Source organism: Streptomyces sp. NPDC089424, assembly GCF_044749345.1.
In the GTDB taxonomy this organism is placed as follows: Bacteria; Actinomycetota; Actinomycetes; order Streptomycetales; family Streptomycetaceae; genus Streptomyces.
This window is the reverse complement of sequence record NZ_JBIVHU010000007.1, coordinates 200,422-217,994: the sequence shown is the minus strand read 5'-3', so window position 1 is coordinate 217,994 and position 17,573 is coordinate 200,422. Positions and strand designations below refer to the sequence as shown.

The window sequence follows — 17,573 nt, the reverse complement described above, 5'->3', positions numbered from 1 at the left end:
AACCCTCCGCAACAGCGCGCGCACCCCGCGGATGCGCGTACTCCGTTCACACCCCGTGTGAAGGCGGATTCACTACGCTGTCGGCACCGAATCACCCGGGGGCCTCCCATGCAGCCCAACACTCTGCTCGACGCGATCCTGGACGAGGCGGGGATCTCGCACGCCGGTCTCGCGGCCCATGTGAACCAGGCCGGCCGCGCCCGTGGGCTGGCGCTGCGCTACGAACACACCGCCGTGGCCCGCTGGTTGAAGGGGCAGCGGCCACGCGGCCAGGTGCCCGACCTGATCTGCGAGGTGCTCGCCGCCCGGCTGCACCGCCCGGTCACCCTCGACGACATCGGCCTCGGTGTCCCCGGTCAGGAGGCGACCCCGCACGCCACCTCGCTGTCCGGGTTCGTCGAGCGGGCCACCGCCCTGTGGCGCTCCGACGAGCAGCAGCGGCCGCACGTCCTCGGCGCACCGGCCGTGACCGGGACGCCCGCGGTGATGCCGGTGTGGGAGTGGGAGAACCCTCCGGAGGACGTGGACGTCTCGCGCGGCGGGCGGCACCGGGTCACCCCCGCCGACCTCGACATGCTGCGCGCCGCCCGCGCCCACTACGAGCAGATGTACCGCAAGGCCGGTGGCATAGCGACCCGCGCCAGGATCGTCGGCTTCCTGAACGCCGAGGCGGCCCCGCTGCTGCGCGGCGGCTACACCGACGCCACCGGCCGCCAACTCCACCGCGCCACGGGTGGCTTGGTGGCGATCGCCGGGATCTGCGCGTACGACTCCGACGCGCACGGGCTCGCCCAGCGCTACTTCCATCAGGCACTGCGGCTCGCCAAGGCCAGTGGCGACCGGGGGCTCGGCGCCTATGTGATCGCGCTGCTGGTCAACCAGTCGCTGTTCATGCGGGAGCACCGCCAGGCCGTCGCCTTCGCCGAGGCCGCGCTGCGCGCCGCCGGCAAGCAGATCACCCCGGCCCTCGCCTCCGACCTGCACGCGATGCAGGCGAAGGCGTACGCCCACCTCGGCGACGGTACGAACGCCCTGTCCTGCATCCGGCGGGCCGAGCAGGCCGCCGAACGCATCCGGCGCGGCCACGAACCCGACGAGACCGGCTATGTCCAGCCGGGCCTGGTCAACGTCCAGGTGGCGGAGGCGCTGCTCAGCCTCGGCGAACTGGCCGCCGCGGGCGAGCACGCCGCGGCCGCCGTGGACACCCCGGCCCACGACCGGGGCCGGGTGCACCGGCTCGCCATGCTCAGCACCGTCGAACTGCGCCAGGGCAACGCCGAGAAGGCGGTGGCCACCGCGGTGCAGATGGCGGAGCAGGCCCGCGGCATGGAGTCCCAGCGGCTGCGCGACAGACTCCGTGCGGTGCGCGAGCATCTGGCGCGCAGCGGCGGCACGGGCGCGGCCGAGGCCGCCGAACTCATCGACGGCGCCCTGCGTGTACCGCTGTAGGCCCTACTGATCCCTGCTCCGCGGTCCCTGCTGCGATATTGCCACTTACTCGATGGAAGGTGGCAGAACCGTGCAGTGGACGAAACAGAACGAACAAACTGTCTATGAAAACCGCTGGTTCAGCGTCAACCTCGCCGATGTGGAGCTGCCGGACGGCCGGCACCTCGACCACTTCCTGATACGGATGCGGCCGGTCGCCGTGGCCACGGTGGTGAACGAGGCGAACGAGGTCCTGCTCCTGTGGCGTCACCGCTTCATCACCGACAGCTGGGGGTTCGAACTGGCCGCCGGCGTCGTGGAGGACGGCGAGGACGTCGCGCGGGCGGCCGCCCGGGAACTGGAGGAGGAGACCGGCTGGCGGCCGGGACCCCTGCGGCACCTGATGAGTGTGGAGCCGTCCAACGGCCTCACCGACGCCCGGCACCACATCTACTGGGCCGACGAGGGCGAGTACGTCGGGCACCCGGTGGACGACTTCGAGTCGGACCGCAGGGAGTGGGTCCCCCTCAAGGTCGTCCCCGACCTGGTGGCCCGCGGCGAGGTCCCGGCCGCCAACATGGCGGCCGCGCTGCTGATGCTGCACCATCTCCGGCTGGGTCAGGACGCCCTGCCCTGACCTGACTACCGCCCCAGTGCCTGCCAGAGGGACACGACCAGGGCGCCCACGGCCGTGACGGCCGCGACCGACGGCAGGGGCCAGCGGGCGTGTTCCAGGGTGACGAGGCGGGTGTTCAGCTCGTCCAGTTCCTTGGTCGTCTCCTCGGTGCGGTGGCTGAGCAACGCCAGCCCGCCCTCGACCCGTGCGTACGCCACGTCTAGTCGGCGCCGTAACTCTGCGAGTTCACCGTGGACGACGGAATGCTCCGGATCGGCGGTCACGGACCGCTCCTTTCCGTAGTCGAATCACATCCCTTGCATGCGCAACATGAGTCAACTCGCCTGGTGGGCACGTGGGGAGCGTGTGCGCGGGGCATATGCGTGCCCGGCGTGCACACGGTGTGTGAATGCCGCGGGCCCGGCACCGGAGAACCGGTGCCGGGCCCGCGCCTGGCCGAAAACCTACCGACCGTAATCAGCCGTAGGTGTAGAAGCCGGAGCCGCTCTTGCGGCCCAGCCGGCCCGCGTCGACCATCCGCTGCAGCAGCGGCGGAGCGGCGTACAGCGGCTCCTTGTACTCCTCGTACATGCTCTGCGCCACGGAGGCCACCGTGTCCAGCCCGATGAGGTCGGACAGCTTCAGCGGGCCCATCGGGTGGGCGCAGCCCATCTCCATGCCGTTGTCGATGTCCTCGCGGCTGGCGATGCCCGACTCGAACATCCGGATCGCGGAGAGCAGGTAGGGGATCAGCAGCGCGTTGACCACGAAGCCGGAGCGGTCCTGGGCGCGGATGCTGTGCTTGCCCAGCGTCTTCTCGGTGAACAGCTGGGCGCGAGAGAGCGTGCCCTCGGCGGTGGTGAGCGCCGGGATCAGCTCGACCAGCTGCTGCACCGGCGCCGGGTTGAAGAAGTGGATGCCGACGACCTGGTCCGGGCGTGAGGTGGCGACCGCCAGCTTGACCAGCGGGATGGACGAGGTGTTCGAGGCGAGGATGGCGTCCGGACGGGTCACCACCTGGTCGAGCACCTGGAAGATCTCCGTCTTGACCTGCTCGTTCTCGACCACTGCCTCGATGACGAGGTCACGGTCGGCGAACTCGCCGAGGTCGGTGGTGAAGCTCAGGCGCGCCTGCGTGGCGTCCCGCTCCTCCTCGCTGATCTTGCCGCGCTCGGCCGCCTTGGACAGGGAGTTGAACAGCCGGGTACGGCCGATCTCCAGGGCCTCGCCGGTGGTCTCGGCGACCTTCACGTCCAGTCCGGCGCGGGCGCACACCTCGGCGATACCCGCGCCCATCTGGCCGCAGCCCACGACTCCGACGCGCGTGATGTCGCCCGCTGGGATGCCCGTCACATCGTCCCCTTCGCTGACTCGGCAGGTCCTCCCGGTTCGGTGCCTGCTCCGTTCGTGCACGTTACCCGTAAGTATCGATGATCGATCGCACGGGTGGGGGCATGCTGTGCCGCGGAGACGATCCGTGACCGAGTTGATCCGCAGAGTACAGGGGTGTTGTCCATGGGACGGCTGTCACGCCGGGCCTTCGCACTGGCCGCGCTGTCGACGCTGGCAACGGCGGGCGACGCGGGCGCTGCCCCCGCGCGGCGGCCCCGCGCCACATCGGAGATGCGGGGCGTGTGGGTGGCCACCGTGGGCAACCGCGACTGGCCGTCGCGCACCGGCCTGTCCGCCGCCGTGCAGCGGGCCGAGCTGCTCGCCCACCTCGACGCGGCGGCCCGGCGCCGGCTGAACACCGTCATCCTCCAGGTGCGGCCGACGGCCGACGCGCTGTGGCCCTCGCCGCACGAACCGTGGTCGCAGTACCTGACCGGCACCCAGGGCCGCGACCCCGGCTGGGACCCGCTCGGCACCGCGGTCGCCGAGGCGCACGCCCGGGGGCTGGAACTGCACGCCTGGTTCAACCCGCTGCGGATCGCGACGCACTCCGATCCGAGCCGTCTCGTCGCCTCCCACCCGGCCCGGCGGCACCCCGACTGGGTGGTGCGCCACGGCGGGAAGCTCTACTACAACCCCGGGCTGCCCGAGGTCCGGACGTTCGTGCGGGACGCGATGCTGGACGCGGTGGCGCGCTATCCGGTCGACGCCGTCCACTTCGACGACTACTTCTATCCGTACCCGATCGCCGGCCAGACCTTCGACGACGACGACGCCTACGACGCCCACGGAGGCGCCTTCCCGAGCCGCGCGGCCTGGCGGCGCGACAACGTCGACCGGCTGGTGCGCGACACCGCCACCCGCATCCAGCAGATCCGCCCCGGCACCCGGTTCGGGATCAGCCCGTTCGGGGTGTGGCGCAACGCCTCCACCGACCCGCGCGGTTCGGACACGAGGGCGCTGCAGTCGTACGACGACATCTACGCGGACACCCGCAAGTGGGTCCGGGAGAACTGGATCGACTACATCTGCCCGCAGCTGTACTGGCACATCGGCAACGCCGCGGCCGACTACGCCAAGCTCGTCCCCTGGTGGGCGGAGGTGGCGCGGGGCACCAAGACGCAGCTGTACGTGGGGGAGGCGCTGTACAAGGCCGGTGATCCGGCGCAGGCGGCGAGCTGGCGGGACCCGGCGGAGCTGTCCCGGCACCTGACGCTCGCCCGCGCCCGTCCGGAGGTGCGCGGGCACGTCTACTTCGCCGCCCGGGAGGTGTCCCAGGACGCGCACGGGGCCATGGCGCGGGTGGTCGCCGACCACTACCAGCAGCGGGCGGCGCCCCCGCGCTGAATCACCGCCCGGTGGTGGTCTCGCGGTGCCGGATCTCGGTGTCGGGTCCCGGTGAGCACAGGCCCTCGTGCCCGTCCTGGAAGCGGACGCGGTACGGGGGTTCGCCCTTCTGGCCGAGCACTTCGACGATCTCGCCGACCTTGTCGTGCTGTCCGACCACCCTGCCGTGCTGGACAAGCTGGTCGCCCACGATTGCGCGCATCTGGGGCCTCCTCACGATATGCGGGAGCAGCGGTCCTCGACGTCGAGTCTACGGCGGACGGCCCCGGCCGGTACCGGTGCGAACGCCGCTCGGCCTCACGCCCGTTGCGTGACGGCGATGCAGACGAGCACGGCCGCGGCCGTCAACGGGGCCGCCACAGTCAGGTGCTCGCCCAGCAGCAGCACCGACCACACCAGTGTGAGCAGCGGCTGGGCCAACTGCAACTGGCTGGCCCTCGGGACGCCGATCGCCGCCATGCCCCGGTACCAGACGACCAGGCCCAGGAACTGCGAGCCCGCCGCGACCCACAGCACGCCGGCCACGCTGTGGAAGGTGAGCTGCACGGGCTCGTGCGACAGGGCCAGCACCGCGGCCGGCACGGTCAGCGGCAGGCACAGGGCCAGCGCCCAGCCGATCACCTGCCAGCCCGGCATCACGCGTGCCAGCCGCCCGCCCTCGGTGTAGCCGGCGGCGCACACCAGCAGGGCCCCGAAGAGGTAGAGGTCGGCGGTCGACAGGGCGCCGCCGCTCTGCTGGACCGTGAACGCGAGCACCGCGGCCGCGCCCGCGAGCGCGGCCGCCCAGAAGGTCCGGGACGGGCGTGTGCCCATGCGCAGGGCGGACATCAGCGCGGTCGTCAGCGGCAACAGGCCCACGACGACCGCGGCGTGCGCGGTGGTCGACGTCCGCAGGGCGAGCGTGGTGAGCAGCGGGAAGCCGACGACGACCCCGCCGGCGACGACCGCGAGGCCCGCCCAGTGCTGCCGCGCGGGCAGCGGAACACGCAGGGCCAGCAGACACACACCCGCGATCAGTGCCGCGAGCACGCTCCGCACGGCGACCAGCGACCAGGGCCCGAAGCCTTCGAGGCCCCACGCGGTGGCCGGGAAGGTGAGGGAGAAGGCGGTGACGCCGAGCGCGGCCTGCAGGGTGCCGAGAGAGGCCTTCGGCCGGCCGCTGACTGCTATCCCGCTCGGTGCGATAGCGCTACCCTGTGTCTTCATGCAACAGAGTAGCAGCGTCGCTGACCTGGCGAATCGGCTGCGACGGGAACTCAACCACTACTCACCTGGTGGAAAGCTCCCGTCCAGTCGGGCGCTCGTCGAACGCTTCCGGGTGAGTCCGGTGACCGTCTCCCGGGCCCTCGCCCAGCTCGCCGCCGAAGGGCTGGTCGTCACCCGGCCGGGCGCCGGCGCCTTCCGGGCGCGGCCGCGCGCCGGGAGCGCACCCGTGGCCGACACCTCCTGGCAGGAGGTCGCGCTCAGCGCGGACGCCGCCGCCGAGCTCGTGCCGCGCACCGTCGACGCCTCCGGGGTCACCGTCTCGCTCGCGGTGCCGCCGCCGGGAGTGATCGAGTTCAACGGCGGCTATCTGCATCCCTCCCTCCAGCCCGAGAAGGCCATGGCGGCGGCGCTGTCCCGCGCGGGCCGCCGGCCGGGCGCCTGGGGGCGGCCACCGCTGGAGGGCCTGCCGGAGCTGCGCGAGTGGTTCGCGCGGAGCATCGGCGACACGGTCACCGCCGCCGAGGTGCTGATCACCTCGGGCGGCCAGTCGGCGCTCACGACGGCCCTGCGCGCCCTGGCCCCGCCCGGTGCCCCGGTCCTCGTGGAGTCGCCGACCTACCCGGGCATGCTGGCGATCGCCCGAGCGGCGGGCCTGCGGCCGGTGCCCGTGCCGGTGGACGCGGACGGCGTACGGCCGGCGCTGCTCGCCGACGCGTTCCGGGCCACCGGGGCACGGGTCTTCATCTGCCAGCCGCTCTTCCAGAACCCCACCGGCGCGGTGCTCGCCCCGCAGCGGCGCGCCGAGGTGCTGCGCATCGCCCGCGAGGCCGGGGCGTTCGTGGTCGAGGACGACTTCGTGCGGCGGCTGGTGCACGCGGACGCCGGGCCGCTGCCGCGCCCGCTGGCCGCCGACGACCCCGACGGTGTGGTCGTGCACGTGTACTCGCTGACGAAGGTGACCTCGCCGAGCTTCCGGGTGGGCGCCCTGGTGGCGCGCGGGCCCGTGCTGGAGCGGTTGCGGGCCATCCAGGTGGTCGACACCTTCTTCGTGCCCAGACCCCTGCAGGAGGCGGCGCTGGAACTGGTCGGCTCGCCCGCCTGGCCGCGCCATCTGCGCGCCGTCTCGACGGAGCTGAAGGCCCGCCGGGACGCGATGACGGCGGCGCTCGCCCTGCACGTGCCCGAGCTCGCGCTCCCGCACATCCCCTCGGGGGGCTACCAGCTCTGGCTCCGCCTTCCCGACGGCACGGACGAGTCCGCCTTCACCGCGGCGGCCCTGCGCGCCGGGGTGGCCCTCGCCCCCGGACGCCCCTACTTCAGTGCCGAACCCCCGGCGAGCCATGTCCGCCTCAGTTTCGCCGCGGTGGCCGGGACGGGGGAGGTGACCGAAGGGGTACGGCGGCTGCGGGCCGCCTGTGACGAGACCCTCGGTGCCGCCAGGAGTGGACAGCCCGCCCCTACCGTCCAGTAACATCGCGGCCACGTCACCCCGAGGAGGCACCGTGGCCCGGTCAACGCGTTCGCCCTTGATGCTCGCCGGTCTGCTGGCGACCGCCGGCGTGGCGCATTTCGTCGCCCCCCGCCGGTTCGACGCGATCGTCCCCCGGGCGGTCCCCGGCCCGCCGCGGGCGTGGACGTACGCGAGCGGCGCCGTGGAGCTCGCCCTGGCCGCCGGGCTTGCGGTGCCCAGGACGCGGCAGGCCACCGCACGGGCCGCGGCGGCGTTCTTCGTCGGGGTGTTCCCCGCCAACGTCCAGATGGCGGTGGACTGGCGGCACCGGCCCGCGCCGCTGCGCAACGCGGCCCTGGCGCGCCTGCCCCTCCAGGTCCCGCTGGTGCTGTGGGCGCGCAGCGTCGCACGCGAGGGGAGTTCCGCCACCTCCCGCGGGTGAGCGGCGATCGCCGAAAATCCCTCGACCGCGCTCCCGTCACCTGCGAGCCTCCCGGCATGGACGCTGTGCCGAATCTTGCCGAGGGATACGAGTTGTCCGCCGACACCGGGCGGATCGACGCCGAGCGGGTGCACCGCTGGCTGTCGGGGGACGCCTACTGGGCGAGGGGGCGGTCGCGGGAGGCGCAGGACGGCGCCATCGCCGGATCGTTGAACTTCGGTGTGTACGAGATCGTTTCGGGGGATCAGGTGGCCTACGCCCGGGTCGTCACCGATCGGGCCACCTTCGCCTGGCTCTGCGATGTGTACGTCGATCCGTCGGTGCGCGGCAAGGGCATCGGCACGGCGCTCGTCGAGGCCCTGCGCGAGCATCTGCGCGGGTACGGCGTGCGCCGCGTGCTGCTCGCGACGCGGGACGCGCACGGCGTGTACGAGAAGGCCGGATTCGCGCCATTGGAGCGGCCCGAGGAATGGATGGCGCTGTACTTCGCGTGAGTTGTACCGTCTCGTCCCGGGCTTCCGGCGCCGCGGAAGAGCTGTTTCGCGACGCCTCCATAACCCCCAGGTAACGCCTCTTGACCTGCCCACTCTCCGGGCGCACGATCCCCGCATGGCACTTCGGGTCACGTTCGTCGCCGCCGCGCGCAGCGCCCCGCTGCTCGCGGAACGTTTCGAGGACGACCGGCCGCTGGACCAGGCGGGCTGGGACGAGGTCCAGCGCGTCGCGCGCGACCTGCTGCCGCTCGCGGCGGCGGAGCTGCGCTACTGCTCGCCCACTCCCCGCAGCCGGTCCACCGGCGAGGCACTCGGCTACGCCCCGCTGGCGCAGCTCGCGCTGCGCGACTGCGACATGGGGCGCTGGCGGGGGCTCACGCTCGGGGAGGCGATGGCCCGGGAGCCGGAGGCGGTGGACGCCTGGCTCGCCGACCCGCGCTCCACGCCGCACGGCGGTGAGGCGCTGCTGACGTTCATCGCGCGCGTCGGCCACTGGCTGGACACCCGGCCGGTCGACGACGGCGGCCGGATCGTCGCCGTGGCGGAGCCCTCGGTGATCCGCGCGGCGCTGGTGTACGCGCTGAAGGTGCCGCCCGCCACGTACTGGAGCATCGACGTCTGCTCCCTGTCCACGACCACGGTCACGGGCCGCGCGGGGCGCTGGAACCTGCGGCTGGAGAGCGGCCCGGCTCAGCCCACGCGCGTGTAGTGGGTCGTCAGCACCAGGTCCTTCGCCGGGCCCCGCACCCGCCACACCGAGCGCCAGCCGTCCTCGTCCCGCGCCGTGAACTCGCCCCGGTACAGATCGGCCGAGCACGGGTGGTCGGCGACGTACCGGCCCGTCGTCAGGTCGAGGTGGTGGAAGGGGCGGCCGTCGGCGAAGCGGACGTCCGCCGTCCCGGCCGCGGGTCCGGGCAGGAAGTGCAGGGTGCGCTCGGCCGGCCGGGCCACGCCCCGCCAGACGAAGGTGCCGGACTCCTCGTGCAGCAGGCCCCCGCCCTCCAGGGGGCCGAACGCCGTCGCGCCCTCGAAGCGTCCCTCGTCCCCGCTCGCGAGATCCCGCACCGACCGCCGGACCTGCCAGCGCCCGGCCAGATACGCCAGTACCTCCGGCACCGGCCAGAACTCGCCCATCCCGCCCGCTCCCGTCCGTTCCCGCGACCCGCCCACGCGTCCGCGCACCCTCCCATCCTGCCGTCCCGGCGGCCGGGGCTTTTCCAAAGGTTCGGCGGGTCGTCCCCTGGCGGTCACCGGCGGCGGGGGAGGGTGGCTTGATCCTGCGGTCCGATGGTGTGGGCCACGACCCGGGATTGCATAAACGTGCAACGAAACGTATAGTCATGCCATCCAGGAGGAGGGTTCATGACGGTACGTGCGGCAGTGGCCGGAGCGAGCGGATACGCGGGCGGAGAACTCCTGCGTCTGCTCCTCACCCACCCCGAGATCGAGATCGGTGCCCTGACCGGCAACGCGAACGCCGGCCAGCGGCTCGGCGCACTCCAGCCGCATCTGCCCCCGCTGGCCGACCGGGTGCTGAGCAAGACGTCGGCCGAGGCGCTCGCGGGCCACGACGTGGTGTTCCTCGCGCTGCCGCACGGGCAGTCCGCCGCCGTGGCCGAGCAGCTCGGCCCGGAGGTCCTCGTCGTCGACATGGGTGCCGACTTCCGTCTGAAGGACGCCGGTGATTGGGAGCGGTTCTACGGCTCCCCGCACGCCGGAACCTGGCCATACGGCCTTCCCGAACTGCCGGGTGCCCGCGCTGCGCTGGAGGGGTCCAAGCGTGTCGCGGTGCCCGGTTGCTATCCCACGGCCGTCTCCCTCGCGTTGTTCCCGGCGTACGGCGCCGGTCTCGCCGAGCCCGAGGCCGTGATCGTCGCCGCGTCCGGCACCTCCGGCGCGGGCAAGGCGCCCAAGCCCCATCTGCTCGGCTCCGAGGTCATGGGCTCCATGTCCCCCTACGGCGTCGGGGGCGGCCACCGGCACACCCCCGAGATGATCCAGAACCTCAGCGCGGCGGCCGGGGAACGGGTCCGCGTCTCCTTCACGCCGACCCTCGCCCCGATGCCGCGCGGGATCCTCGCCACCTGCACCGCCGCCGCGAGGCCGGGCGTCACCGCGGAGTCGGTCCGGGCCGCCTACGAGAAGGCCTTCGCCGACGAGCCCTTCGTCCGGCTGCTCCCCGAGGGGCAGTGGCCCGCCACGGCGTCCGTCCACGCGTCCAACGCCGTACAGGTGCAGGTCGCCTACGACGAGGCCGTCGGACGGATCATCGCGATCAGCGCCCTCGACAACCTGACCAAGGGCACCGCGGGCGGTGCCGTCCAGAGCATGAACCTCGCCCTCGGACTCCCCGAGGCGCTGGGCCTTTCCACGATCGGAGTCGCACCGTGAGCCGGCACCTGCCGGCGGCGGCCGCCGCCGAAGCGAACGAGGAGACGCAGTGAGTGTCACGGCAGCCAAGGGATTCACCGCGGCCGGCATCGCCGCCGGGATCAAGGAGAACGGCAACCCGGACCTGGCCCTCGTGGTCAACGACGGACCCAGCCGCGCCGCCGCGGGCGTCTTCACCTCCAACCGGGTCAAGGCCGCGCCCGTGCTCTGGTCCGAGCAGGTCCTGAACAGCGGCCAGGTGTCCGTCGTCGTCCTCAACTCCGGGGGCGCCAACGCCTGCACCGGACCGAAGGGCTTCCAGGACACGCACACCACCGCCGAGAAGGTTGCCGAGGTGCTCGGCAGGGGCGCGATCGAGGTCGCCGTCTGCTCCACCGGCCTCATCGGCGTACTGCTCCCGATGGACAAGCTGCTTCCCGGCGTCGAGGCGGCCGCCGCCCAGCTCTCCGAGCACGGCGGCGAGAAGGCCGCCATCGCCATCAAGACCACCGACACCGTCCACAAGACGTCCGTCGTCACCAAGGACGGCTGGACCGTCGGCGGCATGGCCAAGGGCGCGGGCATGCTCGCCCCGGGCCTCGCCACCATGCTCGTCGTCCTCACCACGGACGCCGAGATGGACGGCGCGGCCCTCGACGAGGCGCTGCGCGCGGCCACCCGGGTCACCTTCGACCGGGTCGACTCCGACGGCTGCATGTCGACCAACGACACCGTCCTGCTCCTGTCCTCCGGCGCCTCCGGCGTCACCCCCGCCCAGGAGGAGTTCGCCGAGGCGGTACGGCAGGTCTGCGACGACCTCGGCCAGCAGTTGATCCGCGACGCCGAGGGCGCCAGCAAGGACATCAAGGTCGAGGTGGTGGGCGCCGCGACGGAGGACGACGCCGTCGAGGTGGGCCGCTCGATCGCCCGCAACAACCTCCTCAAGTGCGCGATCCACGGCGAGGACCCCAACTGGGGGCGCGTCCTGTCCGCGATCGGCACCACGTCCGCCGCCTTCGAGCCCGACCGGCTGAACGTCGCCATCAACGGCGTCTGGGTCTGCAAGAACGGCGGTGTCGGCGAGGACCGCGAGAAGGTCGACATGCGCTACCGCGAGGTGCACATCGTCGCCGACCTCGCCGCCGGCTCCGAGACCGCCACGATCTGGACCAACGACCTCACCGCCGACTACGTCCACGAGAACAGCGCCTACTCCTCATGAGCAACCCACCCGCGCGCAAGCACACCGCGCTCCCCAAGGCCCAGATCCTCATCGAGGCGCTGCCCTGGCTGGTCCGCCACAACGGCAGGACCGTCGTCATCAAGTTCGGCGGCAACGCCATGGTCGACGAGGAGCTGAAGGCCGCGTTCGCCCAGGACGTCGTGTTCCTGCACCACGCCGGCCTCAAGCCGGTCGTCGTGCACGGCGGCGGCCCGCAGATCAGCGCCGCCCTCGACCGGCACGGCATCGTCAGCGAGTTCAAGGCGGGCCTGCGCGTCACCACCGAGGACGCCATGGACGTCGTCCGCATGGTGCTGGCCGGGCAGGTGCAGCGCGAGCTGGTCGGGCTGCTCAACCAGCACGGGCCGCTGGCCGTCGGCATCACCGGCGAGGACGCCCACACCATGACGGCCACCAAGCACCGGCCCCGGATCGACGGCGAGCTCGTCGACATCGGGCGGGTCGGCGAGATCACCGCGATCGACACGGGCGCGATCGAGGCACTGCTCGCGGACGGCCGGATCCCGGTCGTGTCGTCGATCGCCCGTTCCGAGGACGACGGACATGTCTACAACGTCAATGCTGATACGGCGGCTGCGGCACTCGCTGCTGCGCTGGGCGCCGAGACCCTCATGGTCCTCACCGACGTCGAGGGCCTCTACGAGGACTGGCCGCACAGCGACGAGGTGATCAGCCGCCTCACCGCCTCCCAGCTGGAGAAACTGCTGCCGGAGCTGTCGTCCGGCATGGTGCCGAAGATGGAGGGCTGCCTGCACGCGGTGCGCCACGGCGTCACCACCGCCCGTGTCATCGACGGCCGGGTCCAGCACTCGATCCTGCTGGAGATCTTCACCGACGAGGGCATCGGCACGATGGTCGTGCCGGACGCGCCAGAGGGGGACGCCGAATGAGTGCCAACCAGGAACTGACCGAGCGCTGGCGGGACGCGCTCATGGACAACTACGGCACCCCCCGGCTGCCGCTGGTGCGCGGCGCGGGCGCGCGGCTGTGGGACGCCGACGGCAAGGAGTACCTCGACTTCGTCGGCGGCATCGCGGTCAACGCGCTCGGGCACGCGCACCCCGCCGTCGTCGAGGCGGTCAGCAGGCAGATCGCGTCCCTCGGACACGTCTCCAACCTGTTCGTCGCCGAGCCGCCCGTGGCGCTCGCCGAGCGCCTCCTCCAGCTGTTCGGCCGGGACGGCAAGGTCTACTTCTGCAACTCCGGCGCCGAGGCCAACGAAGGCGCCTTCAAGATCGGCCGACTGACCGGCCGGACCCATATGGTCGCCACCGAGGGCGGCTTCCACGGCCGCACCATGGGCGCCCTCGCGCTGACCGGCCAGCCCGCCAAGCAGACCCCGTTCCTGCCGCTGCCCGGTGACGTCACCCACGTCCCGTACGGCGACGCGCAGGCGCTGGCCGCCGCGGTCACCGACCGGACGGCACTCGTCGTCATCGAGCCCGTCCAGGGCGAGAACGGCGTCGTGGTCCCGCCCGCCGGCTATCTGAAGGCGGCCCGCGCGATCACCGCCGCCACCGGCTCGCTGCTGGTGCTCGACGAGGTGCAGACCGGCGTGGGACGGACCGGCCACTGGTTCGAGTACCAGGCGCACGAGGGCGTCCTGCCGGACGTCGTCACGCTCGCGAAGGGCCTAGGCGGCGGCCTGCCGCTGGGCGCCACGGTGGCCTTCGGCCGGACCGCCGAGCTGCTCCGGCCCGGCCACCACGGCACGACCTTCGGCGGCAACCCCGTCGCCTGCGCCGCCGGACTCGCCGTGCTCGACACCATCGCGAGCGAGGGGCTGCTGGAGAACGTCAAGCGGCAGAGCGAGAGGTTGCGGGAAGGAATCGAGTCCCTGAACCATGGATTGATCGACCATGTCCGGGGTGCGGGGCTCCTCCTGGGTATCGTGCTCACCAAGCCGCTCGCGCCGCAGGTCCAGCAGGCGGCCCAGGACGCCGGTCTCCTGGTGAACGCGCCCGCCCCCGACGTCGTACGGCTGATGCCGCCGCTGAACCTCGGCGACGACGAGGTGGAGGCGCTGCTCCGGGCGCTGCCCGGTGTCCTCGACGCAAGTCACGGGGACGGACGAGCCGGAGAATGAGACGACGATGAGCCAGGCGCAGGACAACGGGCACGCGGGACTCAACGGGCCTGCGGTGCCGCAGACCCGCACCGCACGCCATCGCCGGATCGTGGACATCCTCAACCGGCAACCGGTGCGCTCCCAGAGCCAGCTGGCGAAGCTGCTCGCCGACGACGGGCTGACCGTCACTCAGGCGACGCTCTCCCGCGACCTGGACGAGCTGAACGCGGTGAAGATCCGCAACACGGACGGCGACCTGATCTACGCGGTGCCCAGCGAGGGCGGCTTCCGCACCCCGCGCGCCCCGCTGGGAGGGTCGGCGAAGGAGGAGCGGATGCGTCGGCTCTCCCAGGAACTGCTCATCTCCGCCGAGGCGTCCGCCAACCTCGTGGTCCTGCGCACCCCGCCGGGCGCGGCCCAGTTCCTCGCCTCGGCGATCGACCAGGCCGAACTGCACGACATCCTGGGCACGATCGCCGGTGACGACACGCTGCTGCTGATCAGCCGTCAGCCGGACGGGGGGCAGGCGCTCGCCGACCATCTGCTGCGGCTGGCGCAGAACGCCCACTGAGCCGGGCCCGCGGCACGCTCGCCGCCCCCGACTCCGCCGCCCTCAGCAGGCGGCGGAAGGTCGGGCACTCCATGTGGCTCGGCGCGGGGCAGGCCGCCGCGTGCCGCAGTCCGTCCCGCATCGCCGTGAGCCGCCGGATCGTGTCGTCCAGCTCGTCGGCCTTCGCCAGCAGCGTCGGCCGGTCGAGTCGGGGCCGTCCGTCGGGCGCGAACATCAGCGCGATCTCGTCGAGCGAGAAACCGGCGGCGCGGCCCATCGCGATCAGCGCCAGCCGCCGCAGCACCCCGGGATCGAAGACCCGCCGGCCGGCCCGTCGCCCGGTGGAGGAGATCAGGCCCTTCTCCTCGTAGAAACGCAGGGTCGAGGCGGGTACGCCGGAGCGCCGCGCCACTTCCGCGATGTCCGGATCCGCCATGACCTTGACCTCAAGCCGACTTGAACTGGCACCGTACGCGCAGGACATGTCGACGGCAAGCGCAGGTCGACAGCGAGCGAGGGGAGAGGCCATGACCGCCGAAGGCCGCGACGCGCAGGCACTGAAGGCACTGTGGAGCGGGACCGCCGGGCGCAACTGGGTCGCGGCACAGGACCTGATGGACGTGCTGTTCAAGCCGTTCGAGGCGGTGCTCGCCGAGCCGGTCGGCCCCGGGGCGCGCGTCCTCGACGTCGGCTGCGGCACGGGCGCGACGACCGTCGCGGCGGCGCGCCGGGCCGGCGCGGAGGGCGCCTGCGTCGGCGTCGACGTCGCCGAGCCGATGATCGAGGCGGCCCGGGCGCGCGCCGAGCGGGAGGGCGTGCCGGTCCGCTTCCTCCACGCCGACGCCGCGACACACGCCTTCGCGCCGGACGGCTTCGACGTGGTCCTCTCCCGGTTCGGCGTGATGTTCTTCGAGGACTTCGTCGGCGCCTTCACCCATCTGCGGCGCGCCGCACGGCCGGGGGCGGAGCTGCGGCTCGTCGTCTGGCGGGGTCCCGAGGACAACCCCTTCATGACGACGGCCGAGCGGGCGGCCGCGCCGCTGCTGCCCGACCTGCCGCCCCGTGACCCGGAAGGGCCGGGCCAGTTCGCCTTCGCGCGGGCCGAGCGGGTGCGCGGCATCCTCGACGAGAGCGGCTGGACGGAGGTAACCGTCGCACCGCTCGACGTCCGGTGCGCGATGCCGGAGCAGGACCTGGAGCGGTACTTCACGCTGCTCGGCCCCGTGGGCCGGGTCCTCCACCAGGTGGAGGAGCCGACCAGGTCACAGGTGGTCGAGACGCTCCGCACGGCCTTCGCCCCGTACGTGGACGCGGGAGAGGCCGGCTTCACCGCGGCCTGCTGGCTGGTCGGCGCCCGGGCCTAGCACCGGTCCGGGCCCTCCCGTCCGACTGCCGTGCTCACCCCAGCCAGCCGGCCAGGCCGCCCGTGCACCACACCTCGTCGCCCGCCGTGATCAGCAGCGCCTCCACGTCCGGCAGGGACTCCAGCCAGGCCAGGCCGTCGCGTGCGCCCCTCGCGAAGGCGGCCGTCGCCCAGCAGTCCGCCCAGGTCAGGCAGGGGGCGACGACCGTCACCGCGAGCAGGTCGGTCACCGCCGACCTGCCGGTGCGCGGGTCCACGATGTGCGCGCCGCGTTCGGCGGTGCCGGACGTCGCGACGGCCAGTTCGCGGGCGCCGGCCGCGGAGACGACGGCCGCCAGCCCGCCGGGACGCAGCGGATCGGAGACCCCCACCCGCCAGGGCCGCTCCGCGCCGGGCACGCCGAGCAACTGCACGTCCCCTCCGCCGTTGACGCTGACCCCGCTCGCCCCGGCCGCCGCCAGCAGCCGCGCCGCCCGTTCCACGGCCCAGCCCTTGACGATCCCGGTCGGGTCCAGCCGGCCCTCGAACCTCGCGCTGAACCATCCCTCGCTGACCCGTTCCGCCTCGGCGGCCAGTTCCAGCACCTCGGCGACCTCGGGGTCGCACTCCGCGACGGTCGTCTCCGCACGCCCGAGCCGGGATATCTGGCTGTCCTCGCGGTAGGTGCTGAACACCGCGTCGACCCGGTGCAGCCCCGCGACGGCCACGTCGAGGGCCGAGCGCACGGTGCGCGGATCCCCGCCGCGGACGTCGAAGGAGAAGACGGTCCCCATCACCTCCTCCGCCCGGCGCAGCGCGGCGGGAGCCGGGGCGCGCTCCGTCACCGGCTCAGCCACCGGCCTGGTCCAGCGCCGACTGCAGCGACTGCCGGTAGCCGCCGCTGGTGTACGTGGCCCCGGAGACGGCGTCGATGTCGGCGCCGCCCGCCGCGACGGCGGCCTGGTTGAGCCGGGGCACGGCGTCGGCGGTGACCTGGGTGCTCTGCCCGCCGCTGGGCGCCTGGACCGCCTCGGCCTGCGTGATCTTCCCGCCGCTGACGGTGATCCGGACCTGTACGGGCCCGTACTGCGTCCGGGCCACGGCCCCGGTGACCGTCCGCGCGGCCTGCTCCTGGCCGGATCCCTGCCCGCCCGGGCCGCCGCTCGCCGGCACCTTGTCCAGCGCCGACTGGAGGGACTCCTTGTAGCCCGCGCTCGTGTACGTGGCCCCGGACACCGCGTCGATCTGCGCGCTCTGCGCGGTCACGGCGGCCTGGTTGAGCCGGGGCACGGCGTCGGCGGTGACCTGGGTGCTCTGCCCGCCGCTGGGCGCCTGCACCGCCTCGGCCAGGGTGACCTTCCCGTTGCTCACGGTCAGCCGCACCTGCACGGGCCCGTACTGCGTCCGGGCCACGGCCCCGGTGACCGTGGCGGTGCCCGCGGCCTGCGCTCCGCCCTGGGGGGCCGCCGCGCCCGGCGGCTGCTGGGGCAGCGCCGCCGCGGCGGAGCCGGGATCGCTCGCCGGCTTCAGCGACAGCAGCAGCACGATGCCGGACACGGTGGCGGCGGTGGCGAGCACGGCACGCCGGACGGGGTGGCTCTTCTTCATGGTTGCCGGTCTCCTGA

General features: G+C 73.0%; 21 protein-coding genes. 13 read left to right on the top strand and 8 right to left on the bottom strand.

Features of this window, described 5'->3' with window-relative positions; all coding sequences use genetic code 11:
- Positions 1-108 precede the first annotated feature (108 nt).
- Together ACIP2X_RS28065 and ACIP2X_RS28060 are read left to right on the top strand one after the other, a co-directional pair.
- The gene (locus ACIP2X_RS28065; RefSeq protein ID WP_401677699.1) at positions 109-1,449 is read left to right on the top strand and encodes a transcriptional regulator; all 1,341 of its coding nucleotides are present in this window, start codon (positions 109-111) and stop codon (positions 1,447-1,449) included.
- Between the two features lie 70 nt (positions 1,450-1,519).
- The gene (locus tag ACIP2X_RS28060; RefSeq protein WP_401677696.1) at positions 1,520-2,065 is read left to right on the top strand and encodes an NUDIX hydrolase; all 546 of its coding nucleotides are present in this window, start codon (positions 1,520-1,522) and stop codon (positions 2,063-2,065) included.
- A 5-nt stretch (positions 2,066-2,070) separates the two neighbouring features.
- Here ACIP2X_RS28060 and ACIP2X_RS28055 read toward each other — a convergent pair whose 3' ends face one another.
- Complete coding sequence (locus ACIP2X_RS28055) at positions 2,071-2,328, bottom strand: hypothetical protein (protein WP_189699615.1); 258 nt, start codon at positions 2,326-2,328, stop codon at positions 2,071-2,073.
- A 193-nt stretch (positions 2,329-2,521) separates the two neighbouring features.
- Positions 2,522-3,397 (bottom strand): 3-hydroxybutyryl-CoA dehydrogenase, encoded by an 876-nt coding sequence (locus tag ACIP2X_RS28050; protein ID WP_401677693.1) that lies wholly within the window; start codon positions 3,395-3,397, stop codon positions 2,522-2,524.
- A gap of 162 nt (positions 3,398-3,559) precedes the next feature.
- On the opposite strand from ACIP2X_RS28050, the gene ACIP2X_RS28045 reads away from it, so the two are divergent.
- Positions 3,560-4,783 (top strand): glycoside hydrolase family 10 protein, encoded by a 1,224-nt coding sequence (locus ACIP2X_RS28045; protein ID WP_401677690.1) that lies wholly within the window; start codon positions 3,560-3,562, stop codon positions 4,781-4,783.
- A 1-nt stretch (position 4,784) separates the two neighbouring features.
- Here ACIP2X_RS28045 and ACIP2X_RS28040 read toward each other — a convergent pair whose 3' ends face one another.
- Both ACIP2X_RS28040 and ACIP2X_RS28035 read right to left on the bottom strand, forming a co-directional pair.
- Positions 4,785-4,985, bottom strand: coding sequence for a DUF1918 domain-containing protein (locus ACIP2X_RS28040; RefSeq protein WP_365451345.1), 201 nt, complete (start codon positions 4,983-4,985; stop codon positions 4,785-4,787).
- Positions 4,986-5,080: 95 nt separating this feature from the next.
- Entirely contained in the window at positions 5,081-5,989 is a 909-nt protein-coding gene (locus ACIP2X_RS28035; RefSeq protein WP_401677686.1) for a DMT family transporter, read from the bottom strand.
- Here ACIP2X_RS28035 and ACIP2X_RS28030 point away from each other — a divergent pair.
- The 4 genes from ACIP2X_RS28030 (at position 5,988) to ACIP2X_RS28015 (ending at position 9,084) form a co-directional block, all read left to right on the top strand.
- Positions 5,988-7,460 (top strand): PLP-dependent aminotransferase family protein, encoded by a 1,473-nt coding sequence (locus ACIP2X_RS28030; RefSeq protein ID WP_401677683.1) that lies wholly within the window; start codon positions 5,988-5,990, stop codon positions 7,458-7,460. The two genes, ACIP2X_RS28035 and ACIP2X_RS28030, sit on opposite strands and share 2 nt — an antisense overlap.
- A gap of 31 nt (positions 7,461-7,491) precedes the next feature.
- Positions 7,492-7,881, top strand: coding sequence for a hypothetical protein (locus ACIP2X_RS28025; RefSeq protein ID WP_401677680.1), 390 nt, complete (start codon positions 7,492-7,494; stop codon positions 7,879-7,881).
- Positions 7,882-7,937: 56 nt separating this feature from the next.
- A complete protein-coding gene (locus ACIP2X_RS28020) occupies positions 7,938-8,375 on the top strand; it encodes a GNAT family N-acetyltransferase (protein WP_401677678.1) in 438 nt (145 codons plus the stop codon).
- A gap of 115 nt (positions 8,376-8,490) precedes the next feature.
- On the top strand, positions 8,491-9,084 hold the full coding sequence (locus ACIP2X_RS28015) for a histidine phosphatase family protein (RefSeq protein ID WP_401677675.1): 594 nt from the start codon (positions 8,491-8,493) through the stop codon (positions 9,082-9,084).
- Here the strand turns inward: ACIP2X_RS28015 and ACIP2X_RS28010 are convergent.
- Positions 9,066-9,509 (bottom strand): DUF6314 family protein, encoded by a 444-nt coding sequence (locus ACIP2X_RS28010; RefSeq protein WP_401677673.1) that lies wholly within the window; start codon positions 9,507-9,509, stop codon positions 9,066-9,068. The genes ACIP2X_RS28015 and ACIP2X_RS28010 overlap by 19 nt on opposite strands.
- 228 nt (positions 9,510-9,737) lie before the next feature.
- Between ACIP2X_RS28010 and argC the strand changes: the two genes are divergently transcribed.
- The 5 genes from argC to ACIP2X_RS27985 are packed head-to-tail and all read left to right on the top strand — an operon-like array spanning position 9,738 to position 14,627.
- The gene (argC, locus tag ACIP2X_RS28005) at positions 9,738-10,766 is read left to right on the top strand and encodes an N-acetyl-gamma-glutamyl-phosphate reductase (protein WP_401677670.1); all 1,029 of its coding nucleotides are present in this window, start codon (positions 9,738-9,740) and stop codon (positions 10,764-10,766) included.
- A 49-nt stretch (positions 10,767-10,815) separates the two neighbouring features.
- Entirely contained in the window at positions 10,816-11,967 is a 1,152-nt protein-coding gene (gene argJ / locus ACIP2X_RS28000; protein ID WP_401677667.1) for a bifunctional glutamate N-acetyltransferase/amino-acid acetyltransferase ArgJ, read from the top strand.
- Positions 11,964-12,878 (top strand): acetylglutamate kinase, encoded by a 915-nt coding sequence (gene argB / locus ACIP2X_RS27995; protein ID WP_401677664.1) that lies wholly within the window; start codon positions 11,964-11,966, stop codon positions 12,876-12,878. Before argJ ends, argB begins: the two co-directional genes overlap by 4 nt.
- Complete coding sequence (locus tag ACIP2X_RS27990) at positions 12,875-14,074, top strand: acetylornithine transaminase (RefSeq protein WP_401677661.1); 1,200 nt, start codon at positions 12,875-12,877, stop codon at positions 14,072-14,074. The genes argB and ACIP2X_RS27990 overlap by 4 nt, the downstream gene beginning before the upstream one ends.
- Positions 14,075-14,081: 7 nt before the next feature.
- Positions 14,082-14,627: an arginine repressor gene (locus ACIP2X_RS27985; protein ID WP_401677658.1), complete on the top strand. Its 546-nt coding sequence runs from the start codon at positions 14,082-14,084 to the stop codon at positions 14,625-14,627.
- Here the strand turns inward: ACIP2X_RS27985 and ACIP2X_RS27980 are convergent.
- Complete coding sequence (locus ACIP2X_RS27980) at positions 14,557-15,042, bottom strand: helix-turn-helix domain-containing protein (RefSeq protein ID WP_401677655.1); 486 nt, start codon at positions 15,040-15,042, stop codon at positions 14,557-14,559. The genes ACIP2X_RS27985 and ACIP2X_RS27980 overlap by 71 nt on opposite strands.
- A gap of 91 nt (positions 15,043-15,133) precedes the next feature.
- On the opposite strand from ACIP2X_RS27980, the gene ACIP2X_RS27975 reads away from it, so the two are divergent.
- Positions 15,134-15,970: a class I SAM-dependent methyltransferase gene (locus ACIP2X_RS27975; RefSeq protein WP_401677652.1), complete on the top strand. Its 837-nt coding sequence runs from the start codon at positions 15,134-15,136 to the stop codon at positions 15,968-15,970.
- Positions 15,971-16,004: 34 nt separating this feature from the next.
- Here ACIP2X_RS27975 and ACIP2X_RS27970 read toward each other — a convergent pair whose 3' ends face one another.
- Both ACIP2X_RS27970 and ACIP2X_RS27965 read right to left on the bottom strand, forming a co-directional pair.
- Positions 16,005-16,805, bottom strand: a complete 801-nt coding sequence (locus ACIP2X_RS27970) for an FAD:protein FMN transferase (protein WP_401677649.1) — start codon at positions 16,803-16,805, stop codon at positions 16,005-16,007.
- Positions 16,798-17,556 (bottom strand): FMN-binding protein, encoded by a 759-nt coding sequence (locus ACIP2X_RS27965; RefSeq protein WP_401677645.1) that lies wholly within the window; start codon positions 17,554-17,556, stop codon positions 16,798-16,800. Before ACIP2X_RS27965 ends, ACIP2X_RS27970 begins: the two co-directional genes overlap by 8 nt.
- Positions 17,557-17,573: the final 17 nt, after the last annotated feature.